The organism is Halomonas sp. HNIBRBA4712 (assembly GCF_043558675.1).
Classification (GTDB): Bacteria; Pseudomonadota; Gammaproteobacteria; order Pseudomonadales; family Halomonadaceae; genus Vreelandella.
In genome coordinates this window covers 46,300-60,176 of sequence record NZ_JBIFXR010000011.1, presented here as the reverse complement: position 1 = coordinate 60,176, position 13,877 = coordinate 46,300, and the positions used below count along the sequence as shown (strand labels likewise).

At 63.7% G+C, this 13,877-nt stretch carries 12 protein-coding genes and 2 tRNA genes; 13 read left to right on the top strand and 1 reads right to left on the bottom strand.

What is annotated here, in order from left to right; genetic code table 11:
- Positions 1-44: 44 nt before the first annotated feature.
- The 5 genes from ACGK9R_RS16505 (at position 45) to greA (ending at position 6,458) form a co-directional block, all read left to right on the top strand.
- Positions 45-332 carry a DUF2218 domain-containing protein gene (locus tag ACGK9R_RS16505; RefSeq protein WP_394583299.1) on the top strand — a complete coding sequence of 96 codons (288 nt, stop codon included), beginning with the start codon at positions 45-47 and terminating at the stop codon, positions 330-332.
- Between the two features lie 82 nt (positions 333-414).
- On the top strand, positions 415-1,230 hold the full coding sequence (dapB, locus tag ACGK9R_RS16500; protein WP_394583297.1) for a 4-hydroxy-tetrahydrodipicolinate reductase: 816 nt from the start codon (positions 415-417) through the stop codon (positions 1,228-1,230).
- Positions 1,231-1,548: 318 nt separating this feature from the next.
- Positions 1,549-2,694, top strand: coding sequence for a glutamine-hydrolyzing carbamoyl-phosphate synthase small subunit (gene carA / locus ACGK9R_RS16495; RefSeq protein WP_394583339.1), 1,146 nt, complete (start codon positions 1,549-1,551; stop codon positions 2,692-2,694).
- 60 nt (positions 2,695-2,754) lie between these two features.
- Positions 2,755-5,985, top strand: a complete 3,231-nt coding sequence (carB, locus tag ACGK9R_RS16490) for a carbamoyl-phosphate synthase large subunit (RefSeq protein WP_394583295.1) — start codon at positions 2,755-2,757, stop codon at positions 5,983-5,985.
- Positions 5,982-6,458: a transcription elongation factor GreA gene (greA, locus tag ACGK9R_RS16485; protein WP_394583293.1), complete on the top strand. Its 477-nt coding sequence runs from the start codon at positions 5,982-5,984 to the stop codon at positions 6,456-6,458. The genes carB and greA overlap by 4 nt, the downstream gene beginning before the upstream one ends.
- 93 nt (positions 6,459-6,551) lie before the next feature.
- Here the strand turns inward: greA and yhbY are convergent, their stop codons facing one another.
- Positions 6,552-6,878, bottom strand: a complete 327-nt coding sequence (yhbY, locus tag ACGK9R_RS16480) for a ribosome assembly RNA-binding protein YhbY (protein WP_394583291.1) — start codon at positions 6,876-6,878, stop codon at positions 6,552-6,554.
- Positions 6,879-7,000: 122 nt separating this feature from the next.
- Between yhbY and rlmE the strand changes: the two genes are divergently transcribed.
- The 8 genes from rlmE (at position 7,001) to ACGK9R_RS16440 (ending at position 13,733) form a co-directional block, all read left to right on the top strand.
- Positions 7,001-7,654, top strand: coding sequence for a 23S rRNA (uridine(2552)-2'-O)-methyltransferase RlmE (gene rlmE, locus ACGK9R_RS16475; protein ID WP_394583289.1), 654 nt, complete (start codon positions 7,001-7,003; stop codon positions 7,652-7,654).
- A 188-nt stretch (positions 7,655-7,842) separates the two neighbouring features.
- A complete protein-coding gene (gene ftsH / locus ACGK9R_RS16470; protein WP_394583287.1) occupies positions 7,843-9,840 on the top strand; it encodes an ATP-dependent zinc metalloprotease FtsH in 1,998 nt (665 codons plus the stop codon).
- A gap of 101 nt (positions 9,841-9,941) precedes the next feature.
- Positions 9,942-10,850 (top strand): dihydropteroate synthase, encoded by a 909-nt coding sequence (gene folP, locus ACGK9R_RS16465; protein ID WP_394583285.1) that lies wholly within the window; start codon positions 9,942-9,944, stop codon positions 10,848-10,850.
- Positions 10,847-12,196 carry a phosphoglucosamine mutase gene (gene glmM, locus ACGK9R_RS16460; RefSeq protein WP_394583283.1) on the top strand — a complete coding sequence of 450 codons (1,350 nt, stop codon included), beginning with the start codon at positions 10,847-10,849 and terminating at the stop codon, positions 12,194-12,196. Before folP ends, glmM begins: the two co-directional genes overlap by 4 nt.
- A gap of 112 nt (positions 12,197-12,308) precedes the next feature.
- The gene (tpiA, locus tag ACGK9R_RS16455; RefSeq protein ID WP_394583281.1) at positions 12,309-13,058 is read left to right on the top strand and encodes a triose-phosphate isomerase; all 750 of its coding nucleotides are present in this window, start codon (positions 12,309-12,311) and stop codon (positions 13,056-13,058) included.
- Positions 13,059-13,062: 4 nt separating this feature from the next.
- The gene (secG, locus tag ACGK9R_RS16450) at positions 13,063-13,422 is read left to right on the top strand and encodes a preprotein translocase subunit SecG (RefSeq protein ID WP_394583280.1); all 360 of its coding nucleotides are present in this window, start codon (positions 13,063-13,065) and stop codon (positions 13,420-13,422) included.
- Positions 13,423-13,457: 35 nt separating this feature from the next.
- A tRNA-Leu gene (locus ACGK9R_RS16445) sits at positions 13,458-13,544 on the top strand.
- Between the two features lie 112 nt (positions 13,545-13,656).
- A tRNA-Met gene (locus tag ACGK9R_RS16440) sits at positions 13,657-13,733 on the top strand.
- Positions 13,734-13,877 lie beyond the last annotated feature (144 nt).

The following is a 13,877-nucleotide window of genomic DNA, read 5'->3' as shown; positions in this document are numbered from 1 at the left end:
GTAAGGCATTTCTATCGCCAGTATCTTTCCCCAGGAGAGCCAACATGCCGATATCCCGCGCTGAAATCCCAACGCCGTCCGGTGGGCGTTTGATCAACCGTCTGTGCAAGCACTGGTCCCACAAGCTGGAGGTCGAGTACACCGAAAGCGATGCCAGAATCGTCTTTTCCGAGAAGGGCACCTGCCTGATGCACGCTGATGCGGACAAGCTCTCGGTGTCGATCGAAACCCTCGACGAGGAGACCCTTGACCAACTCGAAGGCGTGGTCGAGAGTCACCTGGTACGCATGGCCGCGAAAGACGAAACCCTCGATATCGTCTGGGAGAACTGAGCCGCCGACCACGCCCCGGTCTCTGGTATACTCGCGCCATTTCATTGATACGGGCCGCCGCAGGCGCCCTTCAGGAGATCGCATGACTCGAGTAGCCATCGTGGGCGTGGCCGGGCGCATGGGCCGCACCCTGGTCAGCGCCGTGAATCAGGATGAAACCGCAACGCTTGCCGGCGGCATCGTCGAGCCGGGGAGTTCGCTCGCCGGCGCCGATATCGGGGAGTTGGCCGGTACCGGCAGGAGCGGCGTGGCCGCCGTGGATTCGCTGGCGGCGATCAAGGATGACTTCGACGTGCTAATCGACTTCACCGCTCCGCAGGTGACGCTTGCCAATCTCGCCTTCTGCGCCGAGCACGGCAAGGCGATCGTGATCGGCACCACCGGCATGAGCGACGACGAGATCGAAAAGCTCGATGGCTACCGCGACCGCGTGCCCATGGTGTTTGCCCCGAACATGAGCGTGGGCGTGAACCTTACGCTGAAGCTTCTGGAAACCGCCGCCCGGGCGCTGGGCGATGAAGGCTACGATATCGAGGTGATCGAAGCGCACCACCGCCACAAGGTCGACGCGCCGTCCGGCACCGCGATCCGTATGGGCGAAGTAATCGCCAAAAGCCTCGATCGCACGCTGAAAGAGCACGGCGTGTTCGAGCGCGTCGGCCAGTGCGGGCCGCGCACCGATAAAGAGATCGGCTTTGCCACCGTGCGCGCCGGCGACATCGTCGGCGAGCACACGGTGATGTTCGCCACCGAAGGCGAGCGTATCGAGATCACCCACAAGGCCTCGAGCCGCATGACCTTTGCCAAGGGCGCGGTGCGCGCGGCGCGCTGGGTAGCAACAAAACCGGCCGGGCGCTACGACATGCAGGACGTGCTGGCGCTCAGCGAAGCAAAATGAGCCGCGTGCGGGGCATTCGGGCTAGCCTGGGTGGCGAAAATGCTGTAACATTCCAAAAATTTTGGCCGGGCGGTGGCATGTGAGCAGAAAATAAACGGCGAAGCTTTGCTTGTTGCACTGGCCTCACTTGAAATGCCGTTCGCTCCACCAGGCCCCGTCACGCAAGAACAACAAGCGGGATGAAACCGATTTTTCTTATCGGCTTCGTCCCGCTTTTTTACGACCCGACGTTTGCCCGCAAACGCCGACACCGGATCGCCGAGCCTGCGCCCACAGGCTCCCACCAGCATGGGAGAACTTGCCTTGAATAACCCCGCATTGAGCAAACCCGCGATATTGGCCCTGGAAGATGGCAGCGTGTTCCACGGCATCGCCATCGGCGCTGACGGCGTCACCAGCGGGGAGGTGGTGTTCAATACGGCCATGACCGGCTACCAGGAAATCCTCACCGACCCCTCCTACACCCGCCAGATCGTCACCCTCACCTACCCGCACATCGGCAACACCGGTATCAACCCGGAAGACGTGGAGTCCGCCTCCATCGCCGCGGCGGGGCTGGTGATTCGCGATTTGCCGCTGATGGCGAGCAGCTTTAGAAGCCGCCAGAGCCTTTCCGAGTATCTGGAAAGCCAGAACGTGCTGGGCATTGCCGATATCGACACCCGCCGCCTGACGCGCATCCTGCGTGACAAGGGCGCGCAGAATGGCGCGATTCTGGCAGGCGCTGAGGCCGAAGGCGACGACGCCGTCGAGCGGGCGCTGGAAGCGGCGCGAGCGTTCCCCGGGCTCAAGGGAATGGACCTGGCCAAGGAGGTCTCCTGCAAAGAGGCCTATGAGTGGAGCGAAGGCGAGTGGACCCTGGGCGCGGGCTACGCTGATACCACCCAGGGCGAGCGCCCCTACCACGTGGTGGCGTATGACTACGGGGTGAAGTTCAACATCCTGCGCATGCTGGCCGCCCGCGGCTGCCGCCTGACGGTGGTGCCGGCGCAGACGGAGGCACACGAGGTGCTGGCGATGAACCCGGACGGCGTGTTTTTGGCCAACGGCCCCGGCGACCCGGAGCCCTGCGACTACGCCATCAAGGCGATTGGCGAAATTCTCGAAACCGAGACGCCGGTGTTCGGCATCTGCCTGGGCCATCAGCTGCTGGCGCTGGCAAGCGGTGCAAAAACGGTGAAGATGAGCCACGGCCACCACGGCGCCAACCACCCGGTGCAGGATCTCGACACCGGCACGGTGATGATCACGAGCCAGAACCACGGCTTCGCCGCCGATGAAGCGACGCTGCCCGCGAACCTGCGCGCCACCCACCGCTCGCTCTTTGATGGCACGCTGCAGGGCATCGAGCGCACCGACCGCCCGGCGTTCAGCTTTCAGGGCCACCCGGAAGCGAGCCCCGGCCCGAAGGACGTATCGCCGCTGTTCGACCGCTTCATTGCCATGATGCAGGCGCGCCGCTGATCCGACCGGCGCTGTAAACGTTCACATCGAGCCCATCGTCACTTTTTTGCGGGAACCGTTATGCCCAAGCGTACCGATATCAACACCATTCTCATCATTGGCGCCGGCCCCATCGTCATCGGCCAGGCCTGCGAATTCGACTACTCCGGCGCCCAGGCGTGCAAGGCGCTGCGTGAGGAAGGCTTTCGCGTCGTACTGGTGAACTCCAACCCGGCCACCATCATGACCGACCCGACCATGGCGGACGCCACCTATATCGAGCCGATCACCTGGCAGGCGGTGGAGAAGATCATCGAGGCGGAGAAGCCCGACGCCATCCTGCCCACCATGGGCGGCCAGACCGCGCTCAACTGCGCTCTCGACCTTGAGAAGCACGGCGTGCTCGAAAAGCACGGCGTGGAGATGATCGGCGCCAATGCCGACGCCATCAACATGGCGGAAGACCGCGACCTGTTCGACCAGGCGATGAAGCGCATTGGTCTCGAGTGCCCGAAGGCGAAGGTTGCGCATACCATGGAGGAGGCCTGGGAGATCCAGGCGGAGCTCGGCTTTCCGACCATCATTCGCCCCTCCTACACCATGGGCGGCTCCGGCGGCGGCGTGGCCTACAACAAGGAGGAGTTCGAGGAGATCTGCACCCGAGGCTTCGAGCTTTCCAACAACCACGAGCTTCTGATCGACGAGTCGCTTTTGGGGTGGAAGGAGTACGAGATGGAGGTCGTTCGGGACAAGAACGACAACTGCATCATCGTCTGCGCGATCGAAAACTTCGACCCGATGGGCGTGCACACCGGCGACTCGATCACCGTGGCCCCGGCGCAAACGCTGACGGACAAGGAGTATCAGATCATGCGCGACGCCTCTTTGGCGGTGCTGCGCGAGATCGGCGTCGAGACCGGCGGCTCCAACGTCCAGTTCGGCATGGACCCGAAGACCGGCCGCCTGGTCGTCATCGAGATGAATCCGCGGGTATCGCGCTCGTCGGCACTCGCCTCCAAGGCGACGGGCTTCCCGATCGCCAAGATCGCCGCCAAGCTTGCCGTCGGCTACACCCTCGACGAGCTGCAAAACGACATCACCGGCGGCGCGACCCCGGCCTCCTTCGAGCCGTCGATCGACTACGTCGTCACCAAGATTCCGCGCTTCACCTTCGAGAAGTTCCCCCAGGCCAACGACCGCCTGACCACCCAGATGAAGTCGGTGGGTGAGGTGATGGCGATCGGCCGCACCTTCCAGGAGTCCCTGCAGAAGGCGCTGCGCGGCATGGAGACCGGCAACGACGGGCTCGACCCGATCGTCACCGACTTCAGCGACGACAACATGGCGCTGATCAAGGGCGAGCTGCAGGCCGCCGGCGCCGAGCGTATCTTTTACGTGGCCGACGCCATGCGCAGCGGCATGAGCGTCGATGACGTCTTCTCGCTGACCAACATCGACCCCTGGTTTTTGGTCCAGCTCGAGGATCTGGTGCTGACCGAGAAGGCGGTTGCCGAGCGCACGCTCTCTGACTTCACCGCCCAGGAGCTCTACCGCTTGAAGCGCAAGGGCTTCGGCGATGCGCGGCTTTCAAAGCTTCTCGGCGTCTCGGAAAAGGCGTTCCGCCAGACCCGCCAGAAAGCCGGCATTCGCCCGGTTTACAAGCGGGTCGACACCTGCGCCGCCGAGTTCGCCTCCAGCACCGCCTACATGTACTCCACCTACGAGGAGGAGTGCGAGGCGGACGTGTCCGATCGTCAGAAGATCATGGTGCTCGGCGGCGGGCCGAACCGCATCGGCCAGGGCATCGAGTTCGACTACTGCTGCGTTCACGCCGCCTTCGCCATGCGCGACGACGGTTACGAGACCATCATGGTCAACTGCAACCCGGAAACCGTCTCCACCGACTACGACACCTCGGATCGGCTCTACTTCGAGCCGGTGACCCTCGAGGACGTGCTCGAAATCGCGGATAAAGAGAAGCCGGTCGGCGTGATCGTCCAGTTCGGCGGCCAGACCCCGCTCAAGCTCGCCCGCGAGCTCGAAGCGGCGGGCGTGCCGATCATCGGCACCACGCCGGACGCCATCGACCGCGCCGAGGACCGCGAGCGCTTCCAGCAGATGATCGACAAGCTGGGCCTCAAGCAGCCGCCCAACGCCACCGCGCGCAGCTTCGACGAGGCCTTTGCCAAGGCCGAGACCATCGGCTACCCGCTGGTGGTGCGCCCGAGCTACGTGCTCGGCGGCCGGGCCATGGAGATCGTCTATGACGCCTCCGAGCTCGAAAACTACATGACCAACGCGGTGAAGGTCTCCAACGACTCACCGGTGCTGCTGGATCATTTCCTGAGCGCGGCGGTCGAGGTCGATATCGACGCGGTGTCCGACGGCGAGCAGGTGGTGATCGGCGGCATCATGCAGCACGTCGAGCAGGCCGGCGTTCACTCCGGTGACTCCGCCTGCGCGCTGCCGCCGTACTCATTGCCGGCGGATGTGCAGGACGAGATGCGCGACCAGGTCAAACGCATGGCGGTGGAGCTCGGCGTGAAGGGGCTGATGAACGTCCAGCTCGCCTGGCAGGACGGCGAGATCTACGTCATCGAGGTCAACCCGCGCGCCTCGCGCACCGTGCCCTTCGTTTCCAAGTGCATCGGCACCTCGCTCGCCCAGGTGGCGGCGCGCTGCATGGCGGGCGTCACGCTTGCCGCCCAGGGCTTCGAGCGCGAAATCGTGCCGCACTTCTATAGCGTGAAAGAGGCGGTGTTCCCGTTCAACAAGTTCCAGGGGGTCGACCCGATCCTTTCGCCGGAGATGAAATCCACCGGTGAGGTGATGGGCTCTGGCGACACCTTCGCCGAGGCGTTCTTCAAGGCGCAGCTCGGCGCCGGCGAGGCGATTCCGGCCCTCGATGGCCCGCGCAAGGCGTTTCTTTCCGTGCGCGAGCCGGACAAGGAAGGGATTATCGAAGTCGGGCGTTCTCTGCTAACATTGGGCTTTACGCTATGTGCCACTCGTGGAACGGCTGCGGCGCTGGAAGCTGCGGGCCTCGAGGTCGAGCACGTCAACAAGGTATATGAAGGCCGCCCCCATATCGTCGATTCGCTCAAGAACGACGAGATCGCCTATATCGTGAATACCACCGAAGGTCGTCAAGCCATCAACGACTCTTCGATCATTCGCCGTACTGCCCTCGCGCGCAAGGTGCCCTATGCGACCACCCTGGCGGGCGCCAATGCCGTTTGCATGGCGCTGGAGTACGGCCGGGAGATCACGGTGCGGCGCCTTCAGGATCTGCACGCAGGAGCAAGTCAATGAACAAGGTCCCGATGACCGTCGCGGGCGAGAGAAGCCTTCGCGAAGAGCTCAATCACTTGAAGGGCGAAGCGCGCCCCACGGTGATTGCGGCGATCGCCGAGGCGCGGGAGCACGGTGATCTCAAGGAGAACGCCGAGTATCACGCCGCCCGCGAGCAGCAGGGTTTCATCGAAGGGCGAATCCAGGAGATCGAAAGCAAGCTCTCCGGCGCCCAGGTGATCGATGTCACCAAGCTGCCGAAGACCGGCAAGGTGATCTTCGGGGTCACGGTGTCGCTTCTCAATCTGGATAGCGACGCCGAAGTGACCTACCGCATCGTCGGCGAAGACGAAGCCGACATCAAGGCCGGGCGCATCTCGGTCACCTCCCCCATTGCCCGCGCGCTGATCGGCAAGGAAGAGGGCGACGTGGTGGTGGTCAAGACCCCCGGCGGCGACGTCGAGTACGAGATCGAAAGCGTCGAGCACGTCTAAAGCGCGATCGATCGCGCATGAAAAAGCCCGGGTAGCGCTGCTACCCGGGCTTTTTCGATGCCGACGGCTTGGCAGATTGACTCTGCGTCGAACTCAGTGGCGGCCGTGGTGGTTCTCGAAGCGGGTCACGTTGGAGAGCTTCGGGTTGGCCTTCGGGTTACGGCGGTAGAGCAGCGCCATTTTGCCGATGGTCTGGATGAGTTCGGCGCCGCTTTCGTTGGTCAGTTCCTGAACCGCCGCCGCGCGGTCGTCGCGCTCGGTCAGGGCGAGCTTGATCTTGATCAGCTCGTGGTCTCTGAGCGCGCGGTCGAGCTCGGCGAGCAGGGTCTCTGAGAGACCGTTCTCGGACACCGTGACAACGGGGTTCAGGTGGTGGCCGATGCTGCGAAATGCTTTCTTTTGTGCCTGTGACAAGCTCATGGTATCTTGCGGTATCCCGGTTTGCGCTTAACGCTCCATCTTACGGCGAAACGCCGTCGAGTGAAAGCGCCGCGCCCGGCCCTTTCGCACAATTACCTCCACACCCCAGATGTAGACGCCCCATGCAGCAAAAGCCCCCAGGTTCCAAGCGCTCGGTGAGTAAAACCAGCGCCAGCTGGATGAAAGAGCACTTCGACGACCAGTACGTCAAGCAGAGCTGGCAGGATGGCTACCGCTCGCGGGCAAGCTACAAGCTGCTGGAGCTCGATGAAAAGGACAGGCTCTTTCGCCCCAACATGACGGTGATCGACCTGGGCGCCGCCCCCGGCGGCTGGAGCCAAGTGGCCGCCGAAAAGGTCGGCATCGAGGGCGTGGTGATCGCCTCGGATATTCTCGAAATGGACGCGCTGGCCGGGGTCGACTTCGTCCAGGGCGACTTCACCGAGGAGAGCGTATTGAACGCGATTCTCGAAAAGCTGGGTAATCGCCCGGTCGACCTTGTGATGTCGGACATGGCCCCCAATATGAGCGGTATGGCCGCCATCGACCAGCCCCAGGCGATGTATCTGGTCGAGCTCGCCCTCGAGCTTGCGCGGGAAACGCTGCCCAAGGGCGGCACCTTTCTGGCCAAGGTGTTTCAGGGCGAGGGGTTCGACGCCTACCTCAAGGAGCTCAAGGGCTCGTTCGATCGCGTGGTGACGCGCAAACCCGGCGCCTCGCGCGCTCGCTCGCGGGAGGTCTACTTTCTGGCCCAGGGGTTTCGCGGCCAGCGCTAGCGAGTAAAAGTTATGCTCAAGGCGATTGCCGTTTCGGCAGGCGCAGGGCGTGTCATGCGGGCTCCTGGCCGCTACGACACGGATGGCCCAAAGTCAAACGTGCTTTGGCAATGGTTGAACGGAGTGCTCTAGTGTAAGGTCTGAGTAACGACGGTTAACTGACGGATTCTTGTAATGAGGGTAGCCCCTTGAACGATATGGCGAAGAACCTGATTCTGTGGCTGGTCATTGCGGCCGTGCTGCTGACAGTGTTCAACAATTTCAGTACGGAAAGCGCACCGCAGTCCACCAACTACTCCCAGTTCGTGCAGCAGGTGCAAAATCAACAGGTCCGCAGCGTGACCATCGACGGCTACACCATTCAGGGTGAGCGTACCGACGGCTCTCAGTTCCAGACCATTCGGCCGGCGGCGGAAGACCCTAAGCTGATGGATGACCTGTTGAGCAACAACGTCACCGTGGTGGGCAAGGAGCCGGAGCAGCAGAGCATCTGGATGCGCCTGCTGATCGCCAGTTTCCCGATTCTCTTGATACTGGCCATCTTCATGTTCTTCATGCGTCAGATGCAGGGCGGTGCCGGCGGCGGTAAAGGTGGGCCGATGAGCTTTGGCAAGTCCAAGGCCAAACTGCTCTCCCAGGATCAGATCAAGACCACCTTCGCCGATGTCGCCGGCTGTGACGAGGCGAAAGAGGAGGTCGAGGAGCTGGTCGACTTTTTGCGCGACCCGACCAAATTCCAGCGCCTGGGCGGTACCATTCCGCGCGGCGTGCTGATGGTGGGGCCTCCGGGTACCGGTAAGACGCTGCTGGCCAAATCCATCGCCGGTGAGGCGAAGGTGCCGTTCTTCTCCATCTCAGGCTCTGATTTCGTCGAGATGTTCGTCGGCGTGGGCGCCTCGCGGGTGCGCGACATGTTCGAGCAGGCCAAGAAGCAGGCACCCTGCATCATCTTCATCGACGAGATCGATGCCGTTGGCCGTTCGCGCGGCGCCGGCATGGGCGGCGGCAACGACGAACGCGAGCAGACGCTGAACCAATTGCTGGTCGAGATGGACGGCTTCGAAGCCAACGAAGGCATCATCGTCATCGCTGCAACCAACCGCCCGGACGTGCTCGACCCCGCGCTCCTGCGCCCGGGCCGCTTCGATCGTCAGGTGACCGTTGGCCTGCCGGACATTCGTGGCCGCGAGCACATCCTCGGCGTGCACCTGCGCAAGGTGCCGCTGGCCGATGACGTCAAGCCGGTGCTGATCGCCCGCGGCACACCCGGCTTCTCCGGCGCGGACCTGGCCAACCTGGTCAACGAAGCAGCGCTCTTTGCCGCGCGGCGCAACAAGCGTCTGGTCGGCATGGAGGAGCTCGAGCTCGCCAAGGACAAGATCATGATGGGCGCCGAGCGCAAATCCATGGTCATGACCGACAAGGAGAAGCTCAACACGGCCTACCACGAATCCGGCCACGCGATCATCGGTCTGGTCATGCCCGAGCATGACCCGGTCTACAAGGTGACGATCATTCCGCGCGGCCGCGCGCTCGGCGTGACCATGTTCCTGCCTGAAGAGGATCGCTACAGCCTCTCGCGCCAGCAGATTCTGAGCCAGATCTGCTCGCTGTTCGGTGGCCGTATCGCCGAGGAGATGACGCTCGGCGCCAACGGCGTCACCACCGGGGCTTCCAACGACATCAAGCGGGCTACGGAGCTTGCCCACAACATGGTCGCCAAGTGGGGGCTCTCTGACGAGATGGGCCCGATCATGTACGACGAGGACGAGTCGCACCAGTTCCTCGGCGGCCCGGGTCAAGGCGGCGGTAAGCTCAAATCCGGCGAAACCACCACGCGCCTGGACAAGGAAGTGCGCAAGATCATCGACGACTGCTACGAGCAGGCGCGCCAGATCCTGCACGACAACCGCGACAAGCTCGACGCCATGACCGAAGCGCTGATGAAGTACGAAACCATCGACGCCAATCAGCTCAAGGACATCATGGAAGGCAAGGAGCCGCGCCCGCCGGAAGGCTGGGATGACGGCGACTCCTCCGGCGGCGGCACCCCGGTTGGCGGCGACAAGCCTCGGCCGAAAGCCGACGAGCCGGATACCCACGAATCAAACGACGATGGCGAAGAGGACGACGACGAGCCGCGCCGTCGCCCGTCCGATCCGCTGGGCGGCCCGGCCGGTCCCTGAACGGATAGTAAAGACCATCATCGAGGCGCCCCGCGGGGCGCCTTTTTTTTGGTATGCTGGGCGCCATCGAGCCGCAATGCTTTTACCTTCTGGGCTTTTTCATGACATCGATCGCTACCCCCGACCCGACCCCGGAGCGGGCCGCCTCTCTTCAGTGTGGCCGCCACCGGCTGGATCTCTCCTTTCCCCGCGTGATGGGCATTCTGAACGTTACCCCGGACTCCTTTTCCGACGGCGGCCGCCACGTGGCGCTGGACGATGCGCTGCGCCGCGCCGAGCAGATGCTCGCTGAAGGCGCCGCGGTGATCGACGTTGGCGGCGAATCGACCCGCCCCGGTGCCGACGCGGTGCCCGAACAGCAGGAGCTCGACCGGGTCGCGCCGGTGGTCGAGGCGCTGGTGCGCGAACTCGACGCGCTGGTCTCGGTGGATACCAGTAGCGCTCGGGTGATGCGCGAGTGTGCCGTGCGCGGGGCGAGCATGATCAACGACGTGCGCGGTCTCGAGCGTGAAGGGGCGCTTTCGGCGGCGGCATCGAGCGGTCTGCCGGTGTGCCTGATGCACCGCCAGGGCGAGCCTCAGGACATGCAGCACGCCCCGCGCTACGACGTGCCCATCGAGTCCGCGGTCGCCGAGTATCTTGGCGAGCGCGTGAGCGCCTGTGAGGCCGCCGGCATCAGCCGTCAGCAGCTGCTGCTCGACCCTGGCTTCGGCTTTGGCAAGAGCGTGGAGCACAACCTGCGCCTTCTGAATCGAATGCGTTCGCTCGAGGCGCTGGGCTTGCCGCTGCTGGTCGGCATGTCGCGCAAGAGCATGATCGGCAAGGTGCTGGGGCGCCCGGTCGAGGAGCGCCTGGCCGGCGGCCTGGCGCTATCGGCGATAGCGGTCGAGCGCGGCGCGAAAATACTCCGGGTACATGATGTCGGCGCTACGGTCGATGCCGTGACCATGGCCTGGGCGGTACTGCAGGAAGGCTGCGAACCATCGAATTACAAGGAATCTCTCTCATGACACGACGTTATTTCGGCACCGATGGTATTCGCGGCACGGTCGGGCAGGCGCCCATCACCGCGGACTTCATGCTCAAGCTGGGCTGGGCGGCGGGCAAGGTGCTGCGCCGGGAGAAGGGCCGCACCCGCGTGCTGATCGGCAAGGACACGCGCATCTCGGGCTACATGTTCGAGTCTGCGCTGGAAGCGGGGCTCTCCGCTGCCGGGGTCGACGTCTCGCTACTTGGCCCCATGCCGACCCCGGGCATCGCCTATCTCACCCGCACCTTCCGCGCCGATGCGGGTATCGTCATCTCCGCCTCGCACAACCCGTTCGCCGATAACGGCATCAAGTTCTTCTCCGCCGAAGGCAAGAAGCTCGCCGATGAAGTGGAGGATGAGATCGAGGCGATGCTCGAGGCACCACTCGATACCGTCGAGGCCGACCGCTTGGGCAAGGCGTCGCGTATCGACGACGCCGCCGGCCGCTATATCGAATTCTGCAAATCGACGCTGCCGGACCGGCTCAGCCTGCACGGGCTCTCGGTAGTGCTCGACTGCGCCCACGGCGCGACCTACCACATCGCCCCGAGCGTGTTCCGCGAGCTGGGCGCCGAGGTGAGCGTGATCGGCGCCTCGCCCAACGGGCTCAACATCAACCAGCAGGTGGGCTCGACCCACCCGGCGGCGCTGCGCGCGGCGGTCATTCAGCAGGGCGCGGATCTCGGGGTCGCCTTCGACGGCGACGGCGACCGGGTGCTGCTGGTCGATGCCGACGGCCGTGAAGTCGACGGCGACGACATTCTCTACCTGATCGCCCGCGACCGCTTCGACCGCGGCCTGTTGCAGGGCGGCGTGGTTGGCACGCTGATGAGCAACTTCGGCCTGGCCATGGCGCTGGACAATCTCGGCATTCCCTTCGAGCGCGCCAAGGTGGGAGATCGCTTCGTGATGGAGAAGATGGCCGCCAACGACTGGGATCTGGGCGGCGAATCCTCCGGCCACATCGTCTGCGCCCACGTGCAGACCACCGGCGACGGCGTGGTCTCGGCGCTTCAGGTGCTGGCGCTGATGATGCGCGAGCAGAAAACCCTGGCCGCACTGCTCAAGGGGTTCGAGAAGGTGCCCCAGGCGCTGGTCAACGTGCGCCTGCCAAGCGGCACCGATGCGAAAGCGGTCATGGACGCGCCGGCGCTGAACGAGGCGGTCAGCGAGCTCGAGGCCGAGCTTGGCGATCAGGGCCGGGTGCTGCTGCGCCCCTCGGGTACCGAGCCACTGATTCGAGTGATGGTCGAAGGCCGTGCGCACCTGGACGTCCAGGCGCTGGCGCATCGGCTGGCCGAGCGCGTCGAAGCGCTGCTCGGCTAGCGCTGGAGCGGTCCTTCGCGCGTCGACGGCCATTGTTCTGGCGATTGTTCTGGCGGTTGTCTTGACAGGGCCGCTCCTATACCATTTCGCTCCACCTTGAACGAGGATACCCATGCGCACACCACTGATTGCCGGTAACTGGAAGATGAACGGCTCCCGGGCACTTCTGGAGGCGTTTGCGGAGACCTTCACCGCCGAGGCGCTGCCCGAGGGCGTGAAGGCGGCGCTGATCGTGCCGTTCCCTTATCTGGACGCCGCGCAGCGCACGCTCGAGACCACGCCACTTGCGCTCGGCGCGCAGACGCTCAACGTCGAGGTCTCCGGGGCGCATACCGGCGAGGTCAGCGCGCCGATGCTCAACGAGTTCGGCGTTCGCTACGTGCTGGTGGGTCACTCCGAGCGCCGCGCGCTCTACGGCGATAGCGACGAAATGATCCTTGGGCGCGTCAACACCGCGCTCGGCCACGATCTCACGCCGATTCTGTGCGTCGGTGAAACGCTCGAAGAGCGTGAGGCCGATCGCACCATGACGGTGGTGCTCGCTCAGGTCGACGCGGTGTTCGATGCTCTCGACGCCGCGGCGCGAGAGCGTGTCGTCATCGCCTACGAGCCGGTATGGGCGATCGGCACCGGGCGCACCGCCAGCCCCGAACAGGCTCAGGAGGTGATGGCCGGGATTCGCGCGCACCTCTCGCGTCACGGCGCTCGGCTTGGCGAGTCGCTGGTACTTCTCTACGGCGGTAGCATGAACGCGGCCAACGCGGCCGAGCTTCTTGCCAAGCCGGATATCGACGGCGGTCTGGTGGGCGGCGCTTCGCTCAAGACCGACGATTTTCTCACTATTTGTCAGTCAGCAGGATAACGTCATGCAGGTTGCAATTTTAATGGTTCACGTGATCATCGCGATCGCGCTGGTCGTGCTCATCCTGCTTCAGCAGGGCAAGGGCGCCGATGCCGGGGCCTCCTTCGGCGGCGGCGCCTCGCAAACGGTGTTCGGCTCCCGCGGCAGCGGTAACTTCCTTTCGCGCACTACCGGCGTACTGGCGGCGGGTTTTTTCGTCACCTCCATGGCGCTGGCGTACTTCGCCACGCAAGCGGGGCAGTCGCCGGAGGCCGGTATTCCGGACTCGCAGCTGATCGAACAACAACAGAGCGTACCAACGCTTGACGAAGGGTCGGATAGTGTGGATAATACTGCGCCAGTGCTAGAGGGAAACGGCGAGTAAGTGATTGACGCCGCTTTCATTTAGCCTCCCCTGATGCCGAAGTGGTGGAATTGGTAGACACGCTATCTTGAGGGGGTAGTGACCTTACGGTCGTGCGGGTTCAAGTCCCGCCTTCGGCACCACTGATCAATCCAGGCAGTTGCTGGGTCAATCAGTAAAGCGTTCAGGAGTTCGAGCCGGTAACGGCGCTTGACGAAAGTCGAATAAAGCGCTAATATCGCTCATCTAGATTGATGCGGGGTGGAGCAGTCTGGTAGCTCGTCGGGCTCATAACCCGAAGGTCATCGGTTCAAATCCGGTCCCCGCTACCATCTTCTACAATCGGTGATTGCACGGCATGAAGAGTTTCAGGCTCGCTGGCAATAACGTTCACCGCTTTGTCGAAATGGTGTTACAGGTTTCTTTGAAAAGCCCCTTCCTGTGAAGGGGCTTTTTGTTAGTAGCGTCTACTGACA

Excerpts from the sequence above, each read along its gene's own strand:
- ACGK9R_RS16505 (WP_394583299.1), top strand. The coding sequence starts at position 45 with ATGCCGATATCCCGCGCTGAAATCCCAACGCCGTCCGGTGGGCGTTTG.
- dapB (WP_394583297.1), top strand. The coding sequence starts at position 415 with ATGACTCGAGTAGCCATCGTGGGCGTGGCCGGGCGCATGGGCCGCACC.
- carB (WP_394583295.1), top strand. The coding sequence starts at position 2,755 with ATGCCCAAGCGTACCGATATCAACACCATTCTCATCATTGGCGCCGGC.
- greA (WP_394583293.1), top strand. The coding sequence starts at position 5,982 with ATGAACAAGGTCCCGATGACCGTCGCGGGCGAGAGAAGCCTTCGCGAA.
- yhbY (WP_394583291.1), bottom strand. The coding sequence starts at position 6,878 with ATGAGCTTGTCACAGGCACAAAAGAAAGCATTTCGCAGCATCGGCCAC.
- rlmE (WP_394583289.1), top strand. The coding sequence starts at position 7,001 with ATGCAGCAAAAGCCCCCAGGTTCCAAGCGCTCGGTGAGTAAAACCAGC.
- folP (WP_394583285.1), top strand. The coding sequence starts at position 9,942 with ATGACATCGATCGCTACCCCCGACCCGACCCCGGAGCGGGCCGCCTCT.
- glmM (WP_394583283.1), top strand. The coding sequence starts at position 10,847 with ATGACACGACGTTATTTCGGCACCGATGGTATTCGCGGCACGGTCGGG.
- tpiA (WP_394583281.1), top strand. The coding sequence starts at position 12,309 with ATGCGCACACCACTGATTGCCGGTAACTGGAAGATGAACGGCTCCCGG.
- secG (WP_394583280.1), top strand. The coding sequence starts at position 13,063 with ATGCAGGTTGCAATTTTAATGGTTCACGTGATCATCGCGATCGCGCTG.